Below are 19,643 nucleotides of genomic sequence, written 5' to 3'. Positions count from 1 at the left end.
AGTAACAGCAGAGTGTATGAGCCGGCATGACGAAACGCGTGGCTCAGGCATTCTCTATTGATCAAACCGGTCGCTAGATCAGGCCGTGCAGCAGCGACCCGTTCGCATCGTCGACATGCGGCCCGGAATCATCCTCCATGACCGGTTGGCCAATGAAAGAGATGTTGGGCAGCAAGCCCCCAAGCAGTCCAGTTGATCCGTCGAGGATCTGATCAATGGCAGCGAAAATGTCCGGCCCCTGGCTACCCTCGGGCGGCGTGACCGCCATATCCGCCGTATCGGTTGCCTCAATATTGCTGGTATCGTCCGCCGCTGTTTCGATTGTCTCTGCAACCTCAGCAGGCCCGGTAATCTCGGCGGGCTCTGTCGAGGCAGTCTCCACGGCCGGTTCAGCGAGATCGGCGGCAACCTCGGTCGTCCCCCCGGTACTCTCGTCCGCACCAGCTCCCGTCAGACCGCCCAGTGCCGTGGTGAGCCCGCCCAGCAATCCGCCCGGGCCGACGACCGTATCGACAACGCCGGTCACCGTTTCGGTCACCGTCGCGACGGTTTCTCCGACCGTCCCGGTCAAGGTTTCGGCGACACCGTCATCGCCCAGCAGCGCATCCACACCCTCATCGATGGCGGTGGAGGCAGTCTCCACGGCCGGTTCAGCGAGATCGGCGGCAACCTCGGTCGTCCCCCCGGTACTCTCGTCCGCACCAGTTCCCGTCAGACCGCCCAGTGCCGTGGTGAGCCCGCCCAGCAATCCGCCCGGGCCGACGACCGTATCGACAACGCCGGTCACGGTTTCGGTCACCGTCGCGACGGTTTCCCCAACCGTCTCGGTCAAGGTTTCGGCGACACCGTCATCGCCCAGCAGCGCATCCGCAACTCCGGTGACGGCAGATGAGGCCGTTCCGACGGTTGCGCCGACAATATCCGCGACGACCGTCGTACTGTCATCGCCCTCGGCGTCAGAGCCGGTCAGCCCGCTTAGCGCCGTAGTGATCCCGCCCAGTAACCCATCCTGTCCGACCACGGCATCCAGCACGTCGGTCACGGTATCGCCTACCGTCGCCACGGTCTCTCCGACCGTCTCAAGGACGCCATCTGTCAAACCACCGTCGCCCAATAGCGCATCGGTCACGCCGGTAACTGCTGTGCCCACAGTATCAAGAGCGGTCCCCACGGTGCCGGTTACGGCACCGATAACGTCCCCGTCGCCCAGGGCACCGGTCAATTCCCCGACCGTATCCGTCAACCCGTCCAGAAGGCCATCCGGGCCGGCAACGACATCCACGACATCGACAACCGTGTCGGTAACGGTCTCGATCGTGTCTCCGACAACTCCGACAGTATTAGGGATCGCGCCATCTTCATTCGTAAGCGCATCGGTCAGATCGGTGACGACATCCACGACGCCTCCGGCCCCCCCTCCGACCGCATCGCCGACACCGTCAAGAACTTCGTCACTTTCGACCGGGGCAGTATCGGGCGTTTCCGCTACGATCTCGGTGGCATCATCCGGCACTTCGATCGTTTCGGGATTATCCGCAACATCAGCCGGTTCGGAAGGCTTGTCCTGAACGGGAGGCGGCGCCGGTTTGCCGGGTTCGATGCCCGTGTTACCCGGCACCGGCTCGCCAAGATCAATCACTTTATCGACCGGCGCGGTCACGGCTACCGGCTGACTACCCGCTTCTGCCCGCCCGCCATGATCCGCCGGGACGCCGGCGGCCATATCGGCGGATGCCGTCTGGACCGATGTGCCACCCCCGGAATCGGCGGGCCCCACCGCCTCTGCCTGTATTGCTCCGGTTTCGGTGGCGGCCTGAACCTGTACAACGGGAATATCCACCTGAACGGCATTCTGCGACTGCAAGGACGCGTCGGCTTCTGGTGCGACCACCGCGATCTGTTCTGCCGCTTCGGAGCTGTCGGTTTCATTCGGGACCGGCTTCGGCGCGGTATCGGGCTGTATCGTGGCTGCCTCTGCCTCGCTTTGTTGAAGCATGGTCAGGCCCAGGCCGATGGCGCCGGCAGCCAGAGTGACCAGACCGGCTTCGGCCGATGTTCCGTTACCCTGCCCATTGCCGTTTCGCAATTCCATGCGCTTACGAGCCTCGGGCTGTGCTTTCATGTCATGACTTGCCATGGCTTATTCCTCTCGAAAGGCATGGGTGATTTCATCCAGCAGAGGGCCAAGCAGATAGCTGACCATCGTGCGCGATCCTTTTGGAATGACGACTTCAGCGGGCATTCCCGGCCGTAACGGGACTTGCGACCGGCCGATCTCATCGGCATCCAGCCCGATCCGGACGGAAAAATAACTGAGGCCCGACTGGCTGTCAGTCATCTTGTCGGCCGAGATGCTGATGATCTCGCCCATCAGTTCCGGGCGATCCTTGCGCGGGATGCCGGTCAGGCGGATATCGGTGCGGTCTCCGACGGCAATGCCATTGATATCCGACAAAGGCAGACGGGCCTCGACAATGATCGGGTTATCGTCCGGGACGATATCCATCAGCTGCTGGCCCGCCTGAATGACTCCCCCTTCGGTAAAGACCGAAAGGCCGACGATCTGACCACTGACGGGGGCAAGGATCTTGCCGCGTTTCTCGACCAGAATGGCGGCATCGAGACGCGGCTGGGCTTCGGCCAGCGCCGAGCGGGTGTTCCGCAACTGGTCGGTGATCTCGTTGATCCGCTCATCCTCCAGCCGGGCCACGGCAAGCTCTGCCTCGGAGATTTCCTGCATGGCGCTGGCGATTTCGGCGCTGCGGGAGCCTTCATCGCCGATCACGCCCGCGATGGCACGCTCCAGTTCCCGGGTGCGGTTGCGCGAGGTCAGGCCCGAATCCAGCAGCTTGTGTGCAGTTTCCAACTCTTCCTCAAGCAGCTTGCGTTGCCGCGCGAGCCCCTGGGACTGTGCGTTCAGACCGCTGATCTGTTCGCGCAATTGCGAAACGCGCGAAGTCAGCATCCCGGTCTCGGTCCGGAATTTTCGGGCGCGGGTCTGCAAAAGTGCGGTTTCATTCGCAAGCGCGGCGGCCATTTCCGGATGATCCTCCTTGCCTTCCGCAAATGCCTGCAGACAGGATAGCGGGTCGCTCTGATCCCGCTCGCATTCCAGCCGGGCCTGCAGAGCCTGCAAGGCAATCACCTCGGATTCGGCGATATTGCGCGAGGCCCGGGCCTCGGTTTCATCGAGTTCGATCAGCAACTCGCCCCGGGCCACGGTCTGGCCTTCGATGACGTGAATCTGCGAGATCACCCCGCCATGCGGATGCTGGACCGACTGACGCTGCGCCATCACCTGCAGGCTGCCTTCAGCCAAAGCGGAACTGGCCAGCCGCGCGGAATTCCCCCAAACCAGCAAAACCAGCAGAAAAACCGCCACGATGACACAGCCCCAGATCGCGGGGCGCATCGGATTGCGGTATTCCGCCAGTTTCGGAAAGGAGGCGGGCTGACTCATTCACTCTCCCCCATTTTTTCCAATGTGCCGGCGAGTATCTGCTCGGGCGGACCAAGCCGCCGGATCCGCCCGTCATCAAGCGACATGATCGTGTCCACCGTTTCCAGAACGGCAGGTTGATGGGTGATGACGACGATCGCACTGCCCTGCGCCTTCATGACGAACAGCGCCTCGCTAAGCGCGCGCGCGCCGATGATGTCCAGATGCGCATTCGGTTCATCCAGCACCAGCAGCCGGGGTTTGCCAAGCAATGCGCGGGCCAGACCCAGCCGCTGGCGCTGCCCGCCCGACAGGCCCAGCCCGCCCGGTCCCAGCATGGTGTCATATTGCTTGGGCAGATCCAGGATCAGTTCGTGAATGCCCGCCAGCTTGGCGGCTTCGACGATCTGATCGACGGCCACATCCTGAAAGCGGGCGATATTCTCGCGCACCGTTCCCGCGAACAGCCCGACATCCTGCGGCAGATAGCCCACGATGCGCCCGAACTCACCACGATCCCAATGCTCGTAATTGATGCCGCCGAAGCGCAAGCGGCCTTCCGAGGGCGATAATGCCCCGATCATCAACCGCGCCAGCGTGCTTTTGCCCGAACCACTTGGGCCGACAATCCCCAGAACCTCGCCCGAATTGATGCTGAAGGACAGCTTGTCCAGAATCGGGCGTTTGCGGTTCTCGACCCGGTAGGAAAGCTCATTCACCTCAAGCGCGGTCTCTTCGCTGGGAACGATGGTGCGGACCTGCAGATCGGGATTTTCCTGCAACAATGTGCTGACTCGCCGATAGGCCGATCTTGCCGCGACCGCATGTTTCCATGCTCCGACCGATTGCTCGACCGGGACCAGCGCGCGCCCCATGATGATGCTGGCCGCGAATATGGTTGCGGGCATGATGATATGATCGATGGCCAGCCACGCCCCCGTTCCCAGAAGCAACGACTGCAACAGCAGCCGCGCAAAGCGGATACTGGCGGTGACCGAGGCATTTCGATCGCTGGCCAGGGATTGCTGTGCCAGCATGCGGCCGCGGTTGCCCTGCCAATGCCGCTCGACGGATGGCAACATGCCCATGGCATGAATCACATCGGCATGTTGCATGATATTGTCGGTAAAGACGAAAGCGCGCCGTGACGAGGATTGCGCCGTCTCAAGCGCGGTCTTGGTCAGTCTTTCATTGACAAAGACCAGCAGCAACAACAGGGCAGAGCCGATCGTGGCGACAAGGCCGAGGATCGGGTGGATCAGGTAAAGCAGCCCCAGATAAATCGGGATCCAAGGCAGATCGAAGGCGAAATGGATGCCCGGCCCGGTCACGAAGGCCCGGAACTCGTCCAGCTCGCGCAGGGTCTGCGCGCCGGGGGACATGCCCTGCCGGGCCGCCTTGCGCACCAATGCGCCAAAGACCGGCCCTGCCAGCCGATCGTCCAGCAGAACCGAACAACGCACCAGCAGCTTGCCCCGCAAGGCATCCAGCAACCCCATCACGCCAAGAGACAGCACAAGAATGAGGGTCAGCATCGCCAGCGTGGGAATGCTTTGACTTACCAGAACGCGGTTATAGACCTGCATCAGATAGAGCGGCGAACTGAGATAAAGCAGGTTAATCATGCAAGAGAAAACACCCGCGAAAATAAAATAAGTGCGCAGGGATTTCAGCGCATGGAGAACATAATTCTCCTGCACATCATTATCAGCCTCTTGAATATGTTGTGCATCAACTACGGACATCGGCAACTATGGACGTCGGACTGTTCCAGAGCATAGCGAAACATCGGGCGGCTTCCATAAAAAAGTCCGGGCGGATTGTATGTCAAATACATTCCGCCGCAACTGCATCTCAAATTAAAAGGCCCGAACATGAAGTTTCGCCCGGACCTTTTAAATGTCTAACTGAAGCGCTCACCTTAAAGGAGTGAGCCTCCCAAAATCGGCAAATCATCGGTCAGGCCATCGGCGCTGCCCAGGATACCATCTGCAAGGCCAAGGGTGTTGCCCAGCAGCCCTTCGATACCCAGACCGCCACCATCAGCCAGGTTATGCACAACTCCGCCCGGGCCAATTACATTGGCATAGACATCGGAGAGGCTGCCGGTGATGTCACCTTCGGCAAGATTATCAAGAAGATCACTAACTGCGCCATTGTCGTTCAACAGGTTCCCTGTCGTCGTCGTCCCGTCCATCGATCCGGGAGCCAGCCCCTCAACAACGTCCTGAACTCCATCATAAAGTGACGAGACGCCGCCAAAGAGGGAGCCCAGAACTCCGCTTACAGGTGAGAGAAGTCCACCAAGCATTGGTTCATACCCCTTGTTGATTCATTCGCATAACACTCAATTTTAGGAATTGAGCGATTGAAGTCTCTCTTGCTATGGTTGTGAAGTCAATTGTTTTTTGTTTTCACGAAATAATGCCGCCAGCAGCAGCCAGCGGCCCGATAAAAATGACAGAATTATGTTGCTATCGGATATCATCCAAAAGTATGGAAAATGAAACTTGAATAGCTATCAGGCAAGAAAGATTGCAATTGTCAATTTTACTGGATTTCGTCAGAATTGGGGCTGTCAGGCGACCAGTTGGGGTTTGGTGGAACTTCTGAACCGGGAACTTGAAACTGAATTCTTGCCAAATCTGACATTCGTTCCCCTTATTCTCCGGCATGAAATAGATCGCCGGATTGACGCGGAATCCCGGCAGGATATCCATGATGCCATGATGGATGTCTGCAGGGGCGGGCCTTCTGCGGACAGGTCTCTGGGCTATCTTGAACGGCTGACTTTCGAGCGATACGGCAGATATGCGGGCCAGATCAGGAGTTCCGATTTGGTGATTCTCCAGGCCGAAGGCACGATGGGAGGCACGGATTTCGTGTGCGGCGCGCGGTTGCTGCTACTTCCCTTCGTCGCCAAACATGCCTGGAAAAAGCCGGTTATGGCTGTGAACCAGACAATCTTTTCCTGCGATGAGACCTTCACGCAGGTCATGGCGGCGGCCTATAACAGTTTCGACCTGGTAAGCGTACGGGAAAATATCTCATTCGATGCGGCGCAAAAGGCGGGTATTCGGAACGTGGTTCATATCCCGGACGCCGCCTTTCTGACCCGGCCGCTGGCGGGAACCATCGATATCCCGGCCGGGCAGCATTTCGCCGTGACCGGTACGGGCTGGGCCGGCGATGAAACCTATCAGGATATCTTCATGGCCGCCGACCTGCTAAAACGGGAAACAGGTCTTGTTCCGATGATCATGATCTCGACGGCGGCAGACAGGAAGCTGCTTGAACTTGGCCGGCAACAATGGGGCGAAGACGGCTTTGCGACCGTTCCCCCGGGAATACCCCATGCAGCCGCGGCCCAGGTCTTGCAGCAATGCCGCTTCCTGCTTGGCGGTCGCTATCACATGGCCATCATGGCGGTGGTCGCCGGAACACCGGTCATCCAGCTTCCCGGCAATTCCTACAAGAACGAAGGGCTCTCGGCCATGTTGGGGGGATTGTCCCCGGTACGCGGCTTCGATGACCATGATGCCATTGCCGGGGATGCCGCCGGATTTCTGAGCAATCCTGAAAGAACGGCATCCGATCTTCGGGCAGCATTGGAACCGATCACAGAGCGATTGCAACAGGCAGGGCATTATTTCGCCGCTGTTCAGAAAGGCCAACCGGTCCCGGTTCCCGAATTGCTTGGAACCGTTCCGGGCAAGCCGGTTGCCGCCGCCGCGCATTTCGCAACTTACTGCGCGAACACTCTCATGCGCGCCGAGGGTTTCCAATATAACCAGATCGCCGGTGACGGTCTGGGAAAAGAGCCACCACCGCATGCGATATTCGCGCCACTTGTGACGGCCTATCATGCCGGGGATCATGCGGTACGGAACAGTCTTTTGCAGATGCTGCGAAGTTTTCCGGGAAAGATCGGCGCGTCGCAACCGGATTTCAGAAACGAGATCTATCGATTGCCCCCGGAAATTCTGGCCCAGGCAGGCGCCCCCCGCCCCGCGAACCCGCAAGAGCCCATTGCCGGATTACGTGACCTGCACCGGCTTTGCGGAAAACACATAGGAGAGATGAAGGCCCGGATCGTGCCCGGCATCGCACCTTCTCCACCGCGCGCCAAGGTTTCGGATATTTCTTCTCATATTGAAACGCTGCGCGAGGAATTCTCGGGCAAATCCGAACTGCTCTTCTATCATGCCGCCCTTATCTGCCTGATCCGGCGCGAAATCGAGACATCCGATGCATTTGCGCGCTTCAAGGCTATCTGGGACAAAGAGCCGGATTTTCTGCGGCAGGAACTGGACAGCCGATGGCTGATCTCGGCCTGCGATACATTCGCGGATCATGCGTATAATCCAACGGTTCGCGCGCTGGCCATGACCGGCTCGGTCCTTGTCAATACGGTAAAGCTGTATGAAACCGAGAACTGGGCGGCAGGCCGCCGCGGGCAAGACCTGAACTATCGCGCCGTCACATCGCAGGCCCGGCTTTATGACGGAATTTCGGCCTTTCAGATCGGCGGCGGAGATCTTATCGCGAATATGCAGAAACGGCTTTCTGCCATGCCTGACAGAAAGCATGCGATCTCGGCCATCCTTTCGGAATTGTTCAGCCGCATGCATATGCATGACACAGTTTTCCGCCGGTTCCGGGATGTCCATTACAATCCCAGATCAATTTGGGACACCAAGCTGTAACCGCCATTCGCCAGGCACTGCAATCCCGGGGACTTGCTTTTGAGGCGTCAGTATCGGAACCTTAAGCAAAAGGGAGAACGGGCTGTGGTGATTGATATAAATAGTGTGGCTGTGAACGAGGAAATTTCCGAACGTGACGGAATGGCCAAGGGCAATCATGTAACCTACCTGAATACCGGCAGAAACGCTCTGAAAGCGGTGTTGCAGGTTCTCTCGACGGCAAGGGTCGAGATTGGCGGCAACCACAGGGTTTTGGACTATGCTTGTGGGTATGGACGCGTTCTTCGCTGGCTGCAGGCTGCGTTCCCGCAGGCAGAACTGAAGGGCGTGGACGTCGACAAGAACGCTGTCGCTTCGGCGTCAGATATACTCGGGGTTGATGCTCGGGTTTTGGACCCGACTCTCAATACGCCATTGGGCGGCAAATTCGATCTGATCTGGGTCGGCTCTCTCTTCACCCATCTGCCGCGGGATGAAGCGATTCGGGTTCTGTCATACCTTCGAGATCATCTTACTGATCCGGGTGTGCTGGTTTTCACTACACATGGGAACTATGTTTATGATCGAGTAGCGGCCGGCGAGAAAACCTACAATCTCTCGGATGAAGGAGTGCAAAGGATACTCTCTGAATATGCTTCCGGTGATTTCGCCTTCTCCCCTTACCCTCATTCCGAGACATATGGAATTGCCCTCACGTCTCCGCTAACTATCTTCGCGGCTCTTGCCGAGGCCAGATTGTCGCCAATCTATTTTCAGGATCGTGGCTGGGTCAATCATCAGGATGTCTATGGGTGCGTGCTGCAATGAATGCGATCAATGCATCATTTCTACGGAATTATTCCGTAAAGCCGTTGCCAACGCTCGACAAATAACGCCGCGCCGCATCTGATCGGCGGCCGCGCATGCCCTGCCTATCGCCGGCCGAAAACGACAACCCCCTTCTTGCGCGTCTCAAAACCATGCTGCTGGAGCAGGGCTGTCACGTCTTTCTCGGGAGATTCACCATTCCGTTCCGGGGCGCAATCCACCGCGATCTTGTTGGCAAGCAACCCGCCCTCGCCCAGAAGGATTTCAAGCTCCACCCCTTCCGCTTCGATCTTCTGGAAATCGAAGACCGTAAGGTCATTTGATCTCGCAAGCGCGGCCACGGTCTGCGTCTGCACAGTGACGGTTCTGACGATCTCACCCTTGTCCGGCACCAGAAGCCCGTCATCGATCGCCGTTTCGCTGATGTTGAAATCCTGGGCGCCGCAGGCATTCCATAATCCGCATTGCAACAGCGTCACATTGCCCAGATCCTTCAGGTTCCGGTTTGCGGCCTTGTAATTGATAGGAGACGGTTCCACCGCGATGACGCGGCTTGCCTTGCCGGCGGCGGCGCTCGCCAGCCCGCCGATGAAAGAGCCGCAATCCAGGACCACGTCGCCCGCCTCGATCTCGCAGAACTCGGGACAGGAGTACTTCCCCAGGATAAAGTCATGATATCCAAGCGTCATTCTGTGCAGGTGGCTCCAGAATATGCTTTTGGGAACCACCCATGTCTTCTGATCGAACACGACCCGTTTCAGATCCGGATCCGGATCCTTATCAAATCTCATATTCTGCAGGCCCGGCCAGCTTCCCGATGCGAAGGCGATGAACTCACCCGCTTTCTGAGAGCCGAAGTTCAGATATATCTGGTTCCCCATCTGTGCGGCCATCTGCGGTGCGTTCGTCATCTGTCCGATCTCCTGCATGACGATTGTTTCTAAGCCGCCATACTGCGCGAGATCAATAAGGAAGCCGCTCTTCCCAGCAAGGCGCAATATCCGCATAAGAATACCGGAACCGGCGGTTCAGGGCGCAGAATCCGCGCCCTCGCCAGTTTCGCCGAACGGATCAGCTATGCAACAAATCCCGGTGATAACGGATCAGAAGCGCCAGGCCCAAGGCAATCAGCGTCAGTCCCAATCCGAAGACATAGATGGGGCTGACATAATCCCCCACATAAGACGGATAGAAGGATTTGCGCATCTGCCCCACGACATGAATCAGCGGATTGAACCACAGATAGTCCTGAAACGGCTGTGGAACATTGTCGAAGATGAAAAACAGGCCGGAGATCAGGAACAGGGGCCGGGTCAGGATCGACCAGACGAATTGCCACCAGGCAAAAGCCGCGAACAGAAAGCAGTTTATCACGCCTATGCCGACCGCCGTGGTGAAGGCCATCAGCATCGACAGCGCGATTCCCGTTATCTGAGGGTCAGTTCGGGTCTCCTGCGTAAGATAGACCCCCGTGAAGATCAGATAGGCCACCAGGATCTGGGTCACCGAGTTGAAAATGATCCGCGCCAGAAGCGCATCCATGAAGGTCACCGCCGGATAGGCCAGAAGCGCCTTCGAATACTGGATCGACATGGCCACCTTTCCCGAGATGCTCATATAGGCCATGAAGGGAACGAGTCCGGTCGCATAGAAAATCGCGAAATTGGTCCCGATCGGCGGCGATCTGAAACCGACCGAGAAGATCATGGTCAGCAGAATGATGCCTCCCACGGGCTCGGCCACGGCCCACAGATAGCCATGCGCCGTCCGGCCGTTGGTCGTCGACATCTCCCGCAGGATCAGCGCCCCGATGGCGCGGACACTGGCAAAGCTGCGCTGCTTGTGGACCGGCCGCAGCAGGTCTTCTTGTGCCGATGTGCTGGTGCTGGGCATCTGGATCGCGGTTTACTGGCTCAAAAATTCGACGTGATGTGATGTATCGGTGCTGGAACTGTTACGATAGGTTATGTATGACGCCAGTTCAGAGATCAACTACCCGTCGAGTACCGTTCCATGCCGGATCTGAACGCTCATGAAATAAATCGCCGTCTTCTCGGGACGCTATGGGCGAAAAGCAGCGCAAAGGGGCAAAGGTGAAAGAGGGCCAAAGCGGTAAGCCGGTTCCCGGCAATGTGCAGAAGCGTCGCGAAATGAAGCTGGCGGCCCAAAAGACACCTGCAGCTGCGCCTGCGCAGCCCGACAGCCCGCCGATTCAGCCCACCGCCCGCAGGGCCAGGCTGCACCGGCGGCATTTCGTGATCCTGTTCAGCTTCGTGCTGGGGGTCATTCTGCCGATCGCGGTTTCCGCATGGTATCTGTGGGCGCGGGCATCCGACCAATATGCCTCTTATCTGGGCTTCTCGGTGCGCAGCGAAACCAGCCCGATCGCTTCGGGCGAGGTGCTGGGCGGATTGACCTCGCTGGCCGGAATCACCGACAATTCCGGCAGCGATACGGACATTCTGTACAAATTCATCCAAAGCCATGATCTGGTCGCAAGGGTGGATAAGAAGCTGGATCTGCGCCAGATATGGTCCAAGGCGCCGGATGATCCGGTCTTTTCCTATACCGGCGGTGAATCCCTTGAGGATTTGCTGGAAGAATGGGAGCGCAAGGTCCGCGTCTATTGCGATAACGGGATGCTTGATCTGCGGGTTCTGGCTTTCGATCCTCGCGACGCCCAGGCGATTACCCAGGCGATCTATGACGAAAGCACGCTTCTGGTCAACGAATTGAATGACGTCGCGCGCGAGGATGCGCTGCGCTATGCCCGGATCGATCTTGAAGAGGCTCTGGAACGGCTCAAGACCGCGCGTCAGGCAGTGACCACGTTCCGCAACCGCCATCAGATGGTCGATCCGACCGCGGATGTGCAAAGCCAGGTAGGGGTCGTTACCTCGCTGCAGCAGCAACTTGCCGAGGCGCTCGTGCAGATCGGCCTCTTGCAGGCCAATGCCCAGCCGACCGATCCCCGGATCGAGCAAACCCAGTTGCGCATTGACGTGATCCGCGAACAGATCGGCGCCGAACGGCAGAAATTCGGCTCGGAAACCGCGACCGGAGAGGCGCTTTCGGATGTCGTCGGGCAGTATGAATCGCTGGCCGTCGATCGTGAATTCGCGGAAAGCACCTATACCGCCGCCCTGGCTGCCTATGACACGGCGCGGGCAGAGGCATCGCGCCAGTCGCGCTATCTGGCCGCCTATGTGAAGCCGACGCTTGCCCAGGATGCCAAATATCCCGAACGGGCCAAGCTGCTTCTGATCCTGTCCGGCTTTCTGCTGGTACTGTGGGTCATCGCGGTGCTGGTCTTCTACAGCTTACGTGACAGGCGATGATCCGGCTGCAGGATCTGACCAAGACCTATGTCCTGAACGGACGCCGCAAGACCGTCGCCGACCGGATCAATATCGTTTTTCCGACCGGTGTCTCGGTCGCGTTGCTGGGCCGCAATGGCGCCGGGAAATCGTCGCTTCTGCGGATGATTTCGGGCGAGATGCTGCCGACCTCGGGGGAAATCCTTTCCGATGGCACGATCAGCTGGCCGGTGGGTTTTGCAGGCTCGTTCAACGGTGAGCTGACGGGCGAACAGAATTGCCGCTTCGTTGCCCGCACCTATGGTGTGGATACCGATGAAATGATCCATTTCGTCCGCGATTTCGCCGAACTGGGCGAACATTTCTACCTGCCGATCCGTACCTATTCCGCAGGAATGAAAGCGCGACTGGCTTTTGGGGTTTCGATGGCCGTTCCGTTCAGCACCTATCTGGTCGATGAGGTCTCGGCGGTGGGCGATGCTGCTTTCAAGGAAAAGTCGAACAGGATTTTCAAGGACCGGATGAGCAAGGCCGGCGCCATCGTGGTCTCGCATTCGATGCAGATGCTGCGCCAGATATGCGACACCGGCGCGGTTCTGGAAAATGGCCGCCTGACCTATTATGAGGATCTGGACGAAGCCATCCAGACGCATCTGGCCAATATGAAAAGACCCATACGGCGATAAACGACATTGCGGCAGAAAGGAAAAGTTCCGGGACATGCAGATACTTCTGGTAGGGGCCGGGCTGTCCGGCGCAGTGATCGGCCGCAGGCTGGCCGAGGCGGGACATGACTGCCGCGTCATCGACAGCCGCGATCATATCGGCGGGAATTGCCATACCAGCCGCGATGCCGAAACCGGAGTGATGATGCATGTCTACGGGCCGCATATCTTTCATACCGATGACGAGGAAGTCTGGAATTATGTCAATGGCTTCACGGAATTCCTGCCCTTCCAGAACCGGGTCAAGGCGACTGCGCGGGGCGGGGTCTATTCCCTGCCGATCAACCTGCTGACGATCAACCAGTTCTTCGGCAAGACCCTGCGTCCCGACGAGGCACGGGAATTCATCGCCGCACAGGCCGACCGGACAATCACGGATCCGCAGACCTTCGAGGAACAGGCGCTGCGTTTCGTGGGTCGCGACCTCTACGAGGCGTTCTTCAGGGGCTATACCGAAAAACAATGGGGCTGCTCACCCACGGAACTTCCCGCCTCGATCCTCAAGCGGCTGCCAGTGCGCTTCAATTACGATGACAATTATTTCTTTCACCGCTTCCAGGGGATGCCGCGTGGGGGTTATACCCCGATGATCGAAGCAATTCTTGATCATCCGAATATCACCGTCGAGTTGTCCACACCCTATACGCCCGATATGGCTTCGGATGCGGATCATGTCTTCTGGTCCGGCCCTCTGGACGGATTTTTCGATTACGAGCTTGGCCGGCTGGGCTATCGCACGCTGGATTTCGAGCGCTTCACCCATCAGGGCGATTATCAGGGTTGCGCGGTCATGAATTACGGCGACCGCGACACGCCCTATACCCGGATCACAGAGCACAAGCATTTCTCGCCCTGGGAATCGCACGACGCCAGCGTGTGCTACCGCGAATACAGCCGGGAGGCCGGGCCTGACGACATCCCCTATTACCCGATCCGCCTGGTCGCGGAGAAGGCACTGCTTGGCGATTATGTCACCCGGGCCGAAGCAACCGAGGGCGTCACCTTCGTCGGGCGCCTGGGCACCTATCGTTATCTCGACATGGATGTGACGATCCGGGAGGCGCTGGACACGGCAGGCGTATTTCTGGAGAATATGACATCCGGGCGGGAAATGCAGGCCTTTGTCTCATCTCCGCTATAGCCGCATGTGAACTGAAAGACCTGTCGCGCCTCTACCAAGGGATAGCGGTAGGCAGAGGCCCAGGCCGTCACTTCAGCATCTTGTTTGCACGTTTGACGAATTCTTCAAGGAACGGCGCCATCATCCGCTCCATGAGTTCTTTCGAACTCCCTGGCAATGCCGGCGTGGTGACCGGTTCGCGGCGATCCGGCAGGGGTTCAAGAAACAGCGCGTCCCGCCCGAAATAGCGCCGCGCGACATTCCTGTTACCCGCCTCATATTCCTTCATGATCGCGCGGCGTTCGTCATGCGGGATCAGCAAGACCGGTCCGTTTTCGGCCCTGACTTTCCGATCCACGACCTCTGCAACCTCGATAAGCGCCAATCTGACCCCCATATCTGCCTCGATAAGGGGAAGGTGCCGGACGAATTCCGAAACCTCGGGGCACAGGCTGATATTCGAGCCGCCATGCGTTGTCAGTCCCTCTCCGCCTTCCAGTCCGAACTGACGGCAAAAGGCCGCGATCGGCCCTCTGGGCATCTGGGTTCTCTCGAACACATAGGGCCGGATATTCGATTGGCCAAAAAGTTTCTCCAGATGTGCAAGATAGCGATCGTAATCTATCCAGTGGAACTGCGCGCGACCAGCCATGAAATCCGGCCAGGAAATATTGCAAAGCTTCCGGTCCCATTGGCCTTTCACATTCTGGGCCCACCAGCTTTCCAGCCAAAGATCCTGACGGCGCATTCCGAAGATGATCTTTACATTGAAGAACTCCCGGAATGGCAAAAGCTGACTCAGGTCACGGCGCATCGAGATATCCTCGTCGCTCATGATCAATGTGTGTATTTCGGTTTCATGGGCCACCGCCCTCTGAGCCAGCATGGCCGCGACATCGCGCGCATCTTTTTTGTTATTGAGGATATTGTTGAAAACCCCGATATGCCGCTCGACCCCAAGCGGATACAGATATCCCCGATCTTTCAGCGACTTCCAGTTCCGGAACATGGTTGCCTGAATGGCCGTCGTCGCTGTTCTGTGAACACCGACATGGATATAAAGATCCTTCTTGGTACCGTCTGTCATTCGTGGAATCCCTTGCAGATCGACTGCATCATTTAACCAGGGCGATCCTTGGCCGAAACGCCATCCCGCGCAAAATGGCGCGGAAGATCTGACCGCGCAGCTTCCAGGACACATCACCCCGTTTCATCTGCCGGTGCACGCCGTAAGCATAGGCCAGAACACCTGGCAGACCTTGTTCGCGCCTGCGAAAAGAGGTTTCGTTACGGGCCCCGTATTTGAACTTCCAGAGGCTCTTTTCATCAACGAGCCCGAAATTGACGCCGCGATTATCGGGGGTGTCGTGGATGACCCGGCTTTCAGGGCAGAAGATGCCCGGATAGGATTTCGACAAGCGGCGTGTATATTCGGCGTCGTCGAACCAGATGAAGTAATCCGCGATCGGCAGACCATGTTCCTGCACCGCCCAGCGTGGGATAAGAACCGATACGAAAGAACATGAATCCACCAGCGCCCAGGGCTTTTCCGGCCGCAGGAAACGCGCCCAGTCCCAGACCGCCCGCGGCGTATTCATCTCGCACAGACTGCCGTCGATCCACTCGACGCGCGAACAGGCGAAACTGGGCCGCCACTGGTAGCTGCCTTCGAATTCGTGAAGCGCTTCCAGCAGCTTTCGGATCGCGTCGGGTTCGGGATAGGCGTCGTCATCCGAGATCCAGAAATAATTGGCCCCCTGTTCATAGGCGGCCTTGATTCCTTCGTGAAACCCGCCTGCCCCGCCGACATTCTTCGGCAGGCGCAGGTATCGGATGGAAGGCATCTCTTTTGCCCGCGCCTCGACCAGTTCCGTGGTGTCGTCGGTCGAGGCATTATCCACCACCAGGATGATTTCCGGTGCCAGAGTTTGCCTTTGCAGCGCGTCCAGCACCTTCATCAGCTTGGCCGAGCGATTGAAGGTAACGATAACGGCAGCGATCTTGTTCAGCAGGGCCATGATCTGCCTATCCCTTCCCGACAGTTCCGGCGGCGTCCCGGTAATGCGGCATCAAAACCTCTTTCGCGGTCGGATCCGCGGAAAGCCGGGTCCATGCCGCGCGTAATGCGGCTTTCTGCCGATCCAGAAAATCCTTGTCCCGCCATAGCCGCTCGACAATGCCGGCACATGCACTGACGGTTTCCCGGGGAGAAAGCGGCAAAAGCAGATCTTCAGGGATGATTTCATTCTGCGCGCCGACATCGGTCGAGATCGGGATACATCCATGCTCGACCGCCTCGTAACAGACCAATGCCAGTCCTTCGTTATTCGACGGCAACAACAGGATGTCCGAGCGATCGAGAAGCGCGGGCACATTGCAATCGGCAGCCTCCAGCGCGACCCTGTCAAGCAGACCAAAACGTCGCAGCAACTGTGTCAGGGGTCCGAGATAGGGCCCCTCGCCGACGATCGTGGCACGCAGATCAATATCCGCCTTTTTCGCCCAACCGGCCAGGGACCGAAGGATCTCGACAAGCACGATCGGGCGTTTCTGGTAATACATCCGCCCGATAAAAGTGATATGCAGGGATTTCTGGGCGGTCTGCATGGATATCGGACGCAGCGCCTTCTGGTCGCCCCTGGGATCCAGCATCCGGCCAAGAACCACGTTGTGCAATATCTGGAAACGATCGCGATAATAATCGGCCAGTTGCCTGCTGATGACATGATGAATGTCGATATAATTCGACCAAACACCTGAAATTCGGGGAAATCCGCCGTCCGCATATTCGACGACATGGGTGCTGTCGATGGTCTTGACCCAGGGCGTCTTCACCCGAATTTGCGGCAGGGCGTCATAAAGCTGCCGGCAATGGTGATTATGGACCACCCTGATATTCTCGGCCCGGATCAGGTTCTCGACATAGCGCGGCCATTGATCGTCCGGCAGATAGCGATCAAGGCGGATGAAGGTGACATCCGGCCTGTCGGGCAGTTTCGACGCCAGACGCTGCAGGGATGGAACACCGGCGACGACGAAGACCCGCAAACCGGCCTCAAGCGCCCAATGGATCGAGTCCAATCCCAGTTTCTCGGCACCGCCGACCTCGAGCCAATGCATGCCGATCAGGATTGCCGGAGCCTTGCCGCTATCCGGTTCCACTGCAGCCGGCAGCAGCGTACTGCCCCGGCTGAAAGGCAGACTGATACACTGATGGCGCTTCCCGGCCAACCGCTTCCGCCGCATCTCGGCCCGGTAGCGGATATCCTCGTAAAGGATCGGCGCAGCGGCATAAAGCGCCCCAAGCGGCCGGACGGGCCGCCAATCCGGATCCTGATGTCTGACTTCGTCCGGCGACGGCTCGCGCGGGATCGAAACTCGGATGGTGACGACGGGAGCGTTCCGGTCAGGACCGGGACACTCGACCCGGCCCAGATATCCCGCTCCGAGATCCGACGGCCGAAAGATCGGCTGGCCTTCATGAATGCTGGGTTCACCGCGGGTCGGATTATCGCCTTCCGAGATGACGAAGCTCAGGTTCCGGGCCGGATACAGAACTCTGTAGATATCGATGATATGTGCGATCTCGGCCTGCAGACGCTTGGACGCTTGTGGGGAGACAGCGACAGGCAAATCATGGTCATTACACATACTGAATTCCTTGCGGCAAGCTGGTCCTCCAAGCGCGTCATATTCATCAGGGGCTATCTACTGGAACAATCTCAAAAGTGGAAGTCAGGGGGGCGATAATCGCTTATGGGTTTAAAGAACAACCCCGGCACGACGCAGGATTTCCTGATGGCTGCGCTCCAGACGGTTCGCAAGCCCGTCCCGAACCGCGATATTCAGCATCTGCCGGAAACGCTCGCCATCCGATCCGTAATCCCGTGCCTGCCGGCGCCATTTGGCGACAAGCAGCGGAACAAGCGGCCAGAACCAGATACCGGCGGCCACGCGATAGGCGATCAAAGCATTGCGATACATGTAATAGGCTTTCCAGACCGGCTGTAACACAACCCCGCCATTGCCTTGCCGTGACGTCGTGTCATGCTCGAAGCGGATTTGCGGCACGAAGCCGATCCGCATTCCCTTGCGGCGCATCTGAAGCGTGTAAAGCTGATCGTCTCCGTAAATGAACAGCCTTGCATCGGGGAAACCGCAACATGCGATCGCCTTGCGCGACAGGAACAACCCCACGAAGGACGCCATGTCGATCCCGATTGCTCCGGCATCTTCGGCATAAGCGGCATCCCCAAGATGAAAGCCGCGACGCCCTTGCCCCGTCAGGGTTCTGGTGAATTCGCGGACATGCCAGAACGGATTGCGATAGGGCCTGTTCATCTCGCAGACATCGCCATCCGGGGTCAGGACCGCCGCACTGATCGCGTCCCATTCGCCATGTTTCATCTGCCGGAAGACGGCGACGGCACCTTGGGTCGGGCGGCCGTCATCATCCATGACCACGACCCAATCCGGATCCGCTAGTTCCACCGCCTGCTGCAGCGCTTCCGAGAAACCGCCCGCACCGCCGATATTCCGTTCGCTGCGCAGAACCGTCAGGCGTGGATCGGATTGCTGCGCCAGCCATTCCGCGGTGCCATCGGACGAGGCATTGTCGAAAACAAGAACGTCATCCAGCGGTTCCGCAAGCGCACGGGTAACAGTGATGCGCAGCTTCTCGATCCGGTTATGGGTCACTATTACGGCTGCGATCTTCATCTTCATCCATCACTGACATCCAAGGGTCCATGCGCCTCGCGGAACAGGTCCAGCAGATAGCACCGGCAATATTTTGCCAAGAGGTTCTGGGCCATGATCCGCCGATCGGGGCGAAATATGCCGAAATTCGCCTGAATGCGAGCGCAATCGGGCTCTGTCGCGAATTTTCGCGCAGCGCTTGTCCTGATTCCGTTACCGTCTCGTAAGACCGCATGCTGATGGGATTCCCCAATCCACCATTTCCCCACCTTCGGCGGTTTCCGTCGAACTCACGACGTCACGTGCCGACACTCGGCTTATCGAATATTGGAAGGCGAAATCTCCGGAAGGACGGGCGCAACCAACGCCATCGGAGGTGAAAAATTGTTCTCCATCGGCATGTAAAAAAACATGACCTATCTTATCGTCTTTTCTTCTCCCGACTGGCATGATGGGCTTGGAAATGGATCTGTTCCGGGTTCGTTGATCACGCTGAAGGGGATGTCTCCATGCCTCGAATATCCACCGGTCTGAATGACGCATTGACCAGAATGCCTCTGGACAAGGGGCTGCGCAAAGCCATCGATAATCAGCGTGATGCGATCTGCGCCATCGACATGGGCGAACGCGAGCTCCTGTCACCCGAACTTGCCGGGCCGGTCTCTATCGTCGAGCGGCGCTCCATCGCGGTCTATGTGGCTGCACTTCATCATGAACGCGAACTGGTCGACCGCTATCTCGCCCTGCTGGCGGAAAGCGACGGGGCCGGTCCCGCGCTGGCCCATGTGATCGAGGCCGAGGCCCGCCGCGCCGCTGCACATCACCCCGCCC

Annotated in this window: 16 protein-coding genes; 6 read left to right on the top strand and 10 right to left on the bottom strand. The window is 58.4% G+C overall.

What is annotated here, in order from left to right; genetic code table 11:
- Positions 1–73: 73 nt before the first annotated feature.
- From D3P04_RS02630 to D3P04_RS02615, 4 genes are all read right to left on the bottom strand, one after another.
- Entirely contained in the window at positions 74–2,137 is a 2,064-nt protein-coding gene (locus tag D3P04_RS02630) for a hypothetical protein (protein ID WP_119745698.1), read from the bottom strand.
- Positions 2,138–2,140: 3 nt separating this feature from the next.
- The gene (locus tag D3P04_RS02625) at positions 2,141–3,460 is read right to left on the bottom strand and encodes an HlyD family type I secretion periplasmic adaptor subunit (protein WP_119745696.1); all 1,320 of its coding nucleotides are present in this window, start codon (positions 3,458–3,460) and stop codon (positions 2,141–2,143) included.
- On the bottom strand, positions 3,457–5,184 hold the full coding sequence (locus D3P04_RS02620) for a type I secretion system permease/ATPase (RefSeq protein WP_119745694.1): 1,728 nt from the start codon (positions 5,182–5,184) through the stop codon (positions 3,457–3,459). The genes D3P04_RS02625 and D3P04_RS02620 overlap by 4 nt, the downstream gene beginning before the upstream one ends.
- Positions 5,185–5,360: 176 nt before the next feature.
- Positions 5,361–5,750, bottom strand: coding sequence for a hypothetical protein (locus D3P04_RS02615; protein WP_147391870.1), 390 nt, complete (start codon positions 5,748–5,750; stop codon positions 5,361–5,363).
- Positions 5,751–6,165: 415 nt separating this feature from the next.
- On the opposite strand from D3P04_RS02615, the gene D3P04_RS02610 reads away from it, so the two are divergent.
- Together D3P04_RS02610 and D3P04_RS02605 are read left to right on the top strand one after the other, a co-directional pair.
- Positions 6,166–8,145 carry a polysaccharide pyruvyl transferase family protein gene (locus tag D3P04_RS02610; RefSeq protein ID WP_147391869.1) on the top strand — a complete coding sequence of 660 codons (1,980 nt, stop codon included), beginning with the start codon at positions 6,166–6,168 and terminating at the stop codon, positions 8,143–8,145.
- 84 nt (positions 8,146–8,229) lie between these two features.
- Entirely contained in the window at positions 8,230–8,952 is a 723-nt protein-coding gene (locus tag D3P04_RS02605; RefSeq protein ID WP_147391868.1) for a class I SAM-dependent methyltransferase, read from the top strand.
- Positions 8,953–9,056: 104 nt separating this feature from the next.
- Here D3P04_RS02605 and D3P04_RS02600 read toward each other — a convergent pair whose 3' ends face one another.
- Together D3P04_RS02600 and D3P04_RS02595 are read right to left on the bottom strand one after the other, a co-directional pair.
- Positions 9,057–9,863: an FkbM family methyltransferase gene (locus tag D3P04_RS02600; RefSeq protein WP_182912716.1), complete on the bottom strand. Its 807-nt coding sequence runs from the start codon at positions 9,861–9,863 to the stop codon at positions 9,057–9,059.
- Between the two features lie 160 nt (positions 9,864–10,023).
- Positions 10,024–10,845, bottom strand: a complete 822-nt coding sequence (locus tag D3P04_RS02595; RefSeq protein ID WP_119745684.1) for an ABC transporter permease — start codon at positions 10,843–10,845, stop codon at positions 10,024–10,026.
- A gap of 170 nt (positions 10,846–11,015) precedes the next feature.
- Between D3P04_RS02595 and D3P04_RS02590 the strand changes: the two genes are divergently transcribed.
- The 3 genes from D3P04_RS02590 to glf are packed head-to-tail and all read left to right on the top strand — an operon-like array spanning position 11,016 to position 14,135.
- The gene (locus D3P04_RS02590; RefSeq protein WP_119745682.1) at positions 11,016–12,290 is read left to right on the top strand and encodes a hypothetical protein; all 1,275 of its coding nucleotides are present in this window, start codon (positions 11,016–11,018) and stop codon (positions 12,288–12,290) included.
- On the top strand, positions 12,287–12,955 hold the full coding sequence (locus D3P04_RS02585) for an ABC transporter ATP-binding protein (protein ID WP_119745680.1): 669 nt from the start codon (positions 12,287–12,289) through the stop codon (positions 12,953–12,955). The genes D3P04_RS02590 and D3P04_RS02585 overlap by 4 nt, the downstream gene beginning before the upstream one ends.
- Before the next feature lie 34 nt (positions 12,956–12,989).
- Positions 12,990–14,135: a UDP-galactopyranose mutase gene (glf, locus tag D3P04_RS02580; RefSeq protein ID WP_119745678.1), complete on the top strand. Its 1,146-nt coding sequence runs from the start codon at positions 12,990–12,992 to the stop codon at positions 14,133–14,135.
- Between the two features lie 67 nt (positions 14,136–14,202).
- On the opposite strand, the gene D3P04_RS02575 is transcribed toward glf, so the two are convergent.
- From D3P04_RS02575 to D3P04_RS02560, 4 genes are all read right to left on the bottom strand, one after another.
- Positions 14,203–15,201, bottom strand: a complete 999-nt coding sequence (locus D3P04_RS02575; protein ID WP_119745677.1) for a hypothetical protein — start codon at positions 15,199–15,201, stop codon at positions 14,203–14,205.
- 28 nt (positions 15,202–15,229) lie between these two features.
- Positions 15,230–16,132, bottom strand: coding sequence for a glycosyltransferase family 2 protein (locus D3P04_RS02570; RefSeq protein ID WP_119745675.1), 903 nt, complete (start codon positions 16,130–16,132; stop codon positions 15,230–15,232).
- A 7-nt stretch (positions 16,133–16,139) separates the two neighbouring features.
- Complete coding sequence (locus D3P04_RS02565; RefSeq protein ID WP_119745673.1) at positions 16,140–17,765, bottom strand: glycosyltransferase; 1,626 nt, start codon at positions 17,763–17,765, stop codon at positions 16,140–16,142.
- A gap of 111 nt (positions 17,766–17,876) precedes the next feature.
- Complete coding sequence (locus tag D3P04_RS02560) at positions 17,877–18,833, bottom strand: glycosyltransferase (protein ID WP_232844865.1); 957 nt, start codon at positions 18,831–18,833, stop codon at positions 17,877–17,879.
- 488 nt (positions 18,834–19,321) lie between these two features.
- Here D3P04_RS02560 and D3P04_RS02550 point away from each other — a divergent pair.
- Positions 19,322–19,643 (top strand): hypothetical protein (locus D3P04_RS02550; protein WP_220475259.1); only part of this gene is annotated, 322 nt, incomplete at its 3' end.

Source organism: Paracoccus onubensis, assembly GCF_003591515.1.
Lineage (GTDB): Bacteria > Pseudomonadota > Alphaproteobacteria > Rhodobacterales > Rhodobacteraceae > Paracoccus > Paracoccus onubensis.
The sequence above is the reverse complement of the archived record's forward strand: the minus strand, read 5'-3'. Positions and strand labels throughout refer to the sequence as shown.

Excerpts from the sequence above, each read along its gene's own strand:
- D3P04_RS02590 (WP_119745682.1), top strand. The coding sequence starts at position 11,016 with ATGGGCGAAAAGCAGCGCAAAGGGGCAAAGGTGAAAGAGGGCCAAAGC.
- D3P04_RS02630 (WP_119745698.1), bottom strand. The coding sequence starts at position 2,137 with ATGGCAAGTCATGACATGAAAGCACAGCCCGAGGCTCGTAAGCGCATG.
- D3P04_RS02620 (WP_119745694.1), bottom strand. The coding sequence starts at position 5,184 with ATGTCCGTAGTTGATGCACAACATATTCAAGAGGCTGATAATGATGTG.
- D3P04_RS02575 (WP_119745677.1), bottom strand. The coding sequence starts at position 15,201 with ATGACAGACGGTACCAAGAAGGATCTTTATATCCATGTCGGTGTTCAC.
- D3P04_RS02565 (WP_119745673.1), bottom strand. The coding sequence starts at position 17,765 with ATGTGTAATGACCATGATTTGCCTGTCGCTGTCTCCCCACAAGCGTCC.
- D3P04_RS02600 (WP_182912716.1), bottom strand. The coding sequence starts at position 9,863 with ATGACGAACGCACCGCAGATGGCCGCACAGATGGGGAACCAGATATAT.
- glf (WP_119745678.1), top strand. The coding sequence starts at position 12,990 with ATGCAGATACTTCTGGTAGGGGCCGGGCTGTCCGGCGCAGTGATCGGC.
- D3P04_RS02595 (WP_119745684.1), bottom strand. The coding sequence starts at position 10,845 with ATGCCCAGCACCAGCACATCGGCACAAGAAGACCTGCTGCGGCCGGTC.
- D3P04_RS02610 (WP_147391869.1), top strand. The coding sequence starts at position 6,166 with ATGATGGATGTCTGCAGGGGCGGGCCTTCTGCGGACAGGTCTCTGGGC.
- D3P04_RS02570 (WP_119745675.1), bottom strand. The coding sequence starts at position 16,132 with ATGGCCCTGCTGAACAAGATCGCTGCCGTTATCGTTACCTTCAATCGC.
- D3P04_RS02615 (WP_147391870.1), bottom strand. The coding sequence starts at position 5,750 with ATGCTTGGTGGACTTCTCTCACCTGTAAGCGGAGTTCTGGGCTCCCTC.
- D3P04_RS02585 (WP_119745680.1), top strand. The coding sequence starts at position 12,287 with ATGATCCGGCTGCAGGATCTGACCAAGACCTATGTCCTGAACGGACGC.
- D3P04_RS02560 (WP_232844865.1), bottom strand. The coding sequence starts at position 18,833 with ATGAAGATCGCAGCCGTAATAGTGACCCATAACCGGATCGAGAAGCTG.
- D3P04_RS02625 (WP_119745696.1), bottom strand. The coding sequence starts at position 3,460 with ATGAGTCAGCCCGCCTCCTTTCCGAAACTGGCGGAATACCGCAATCCG.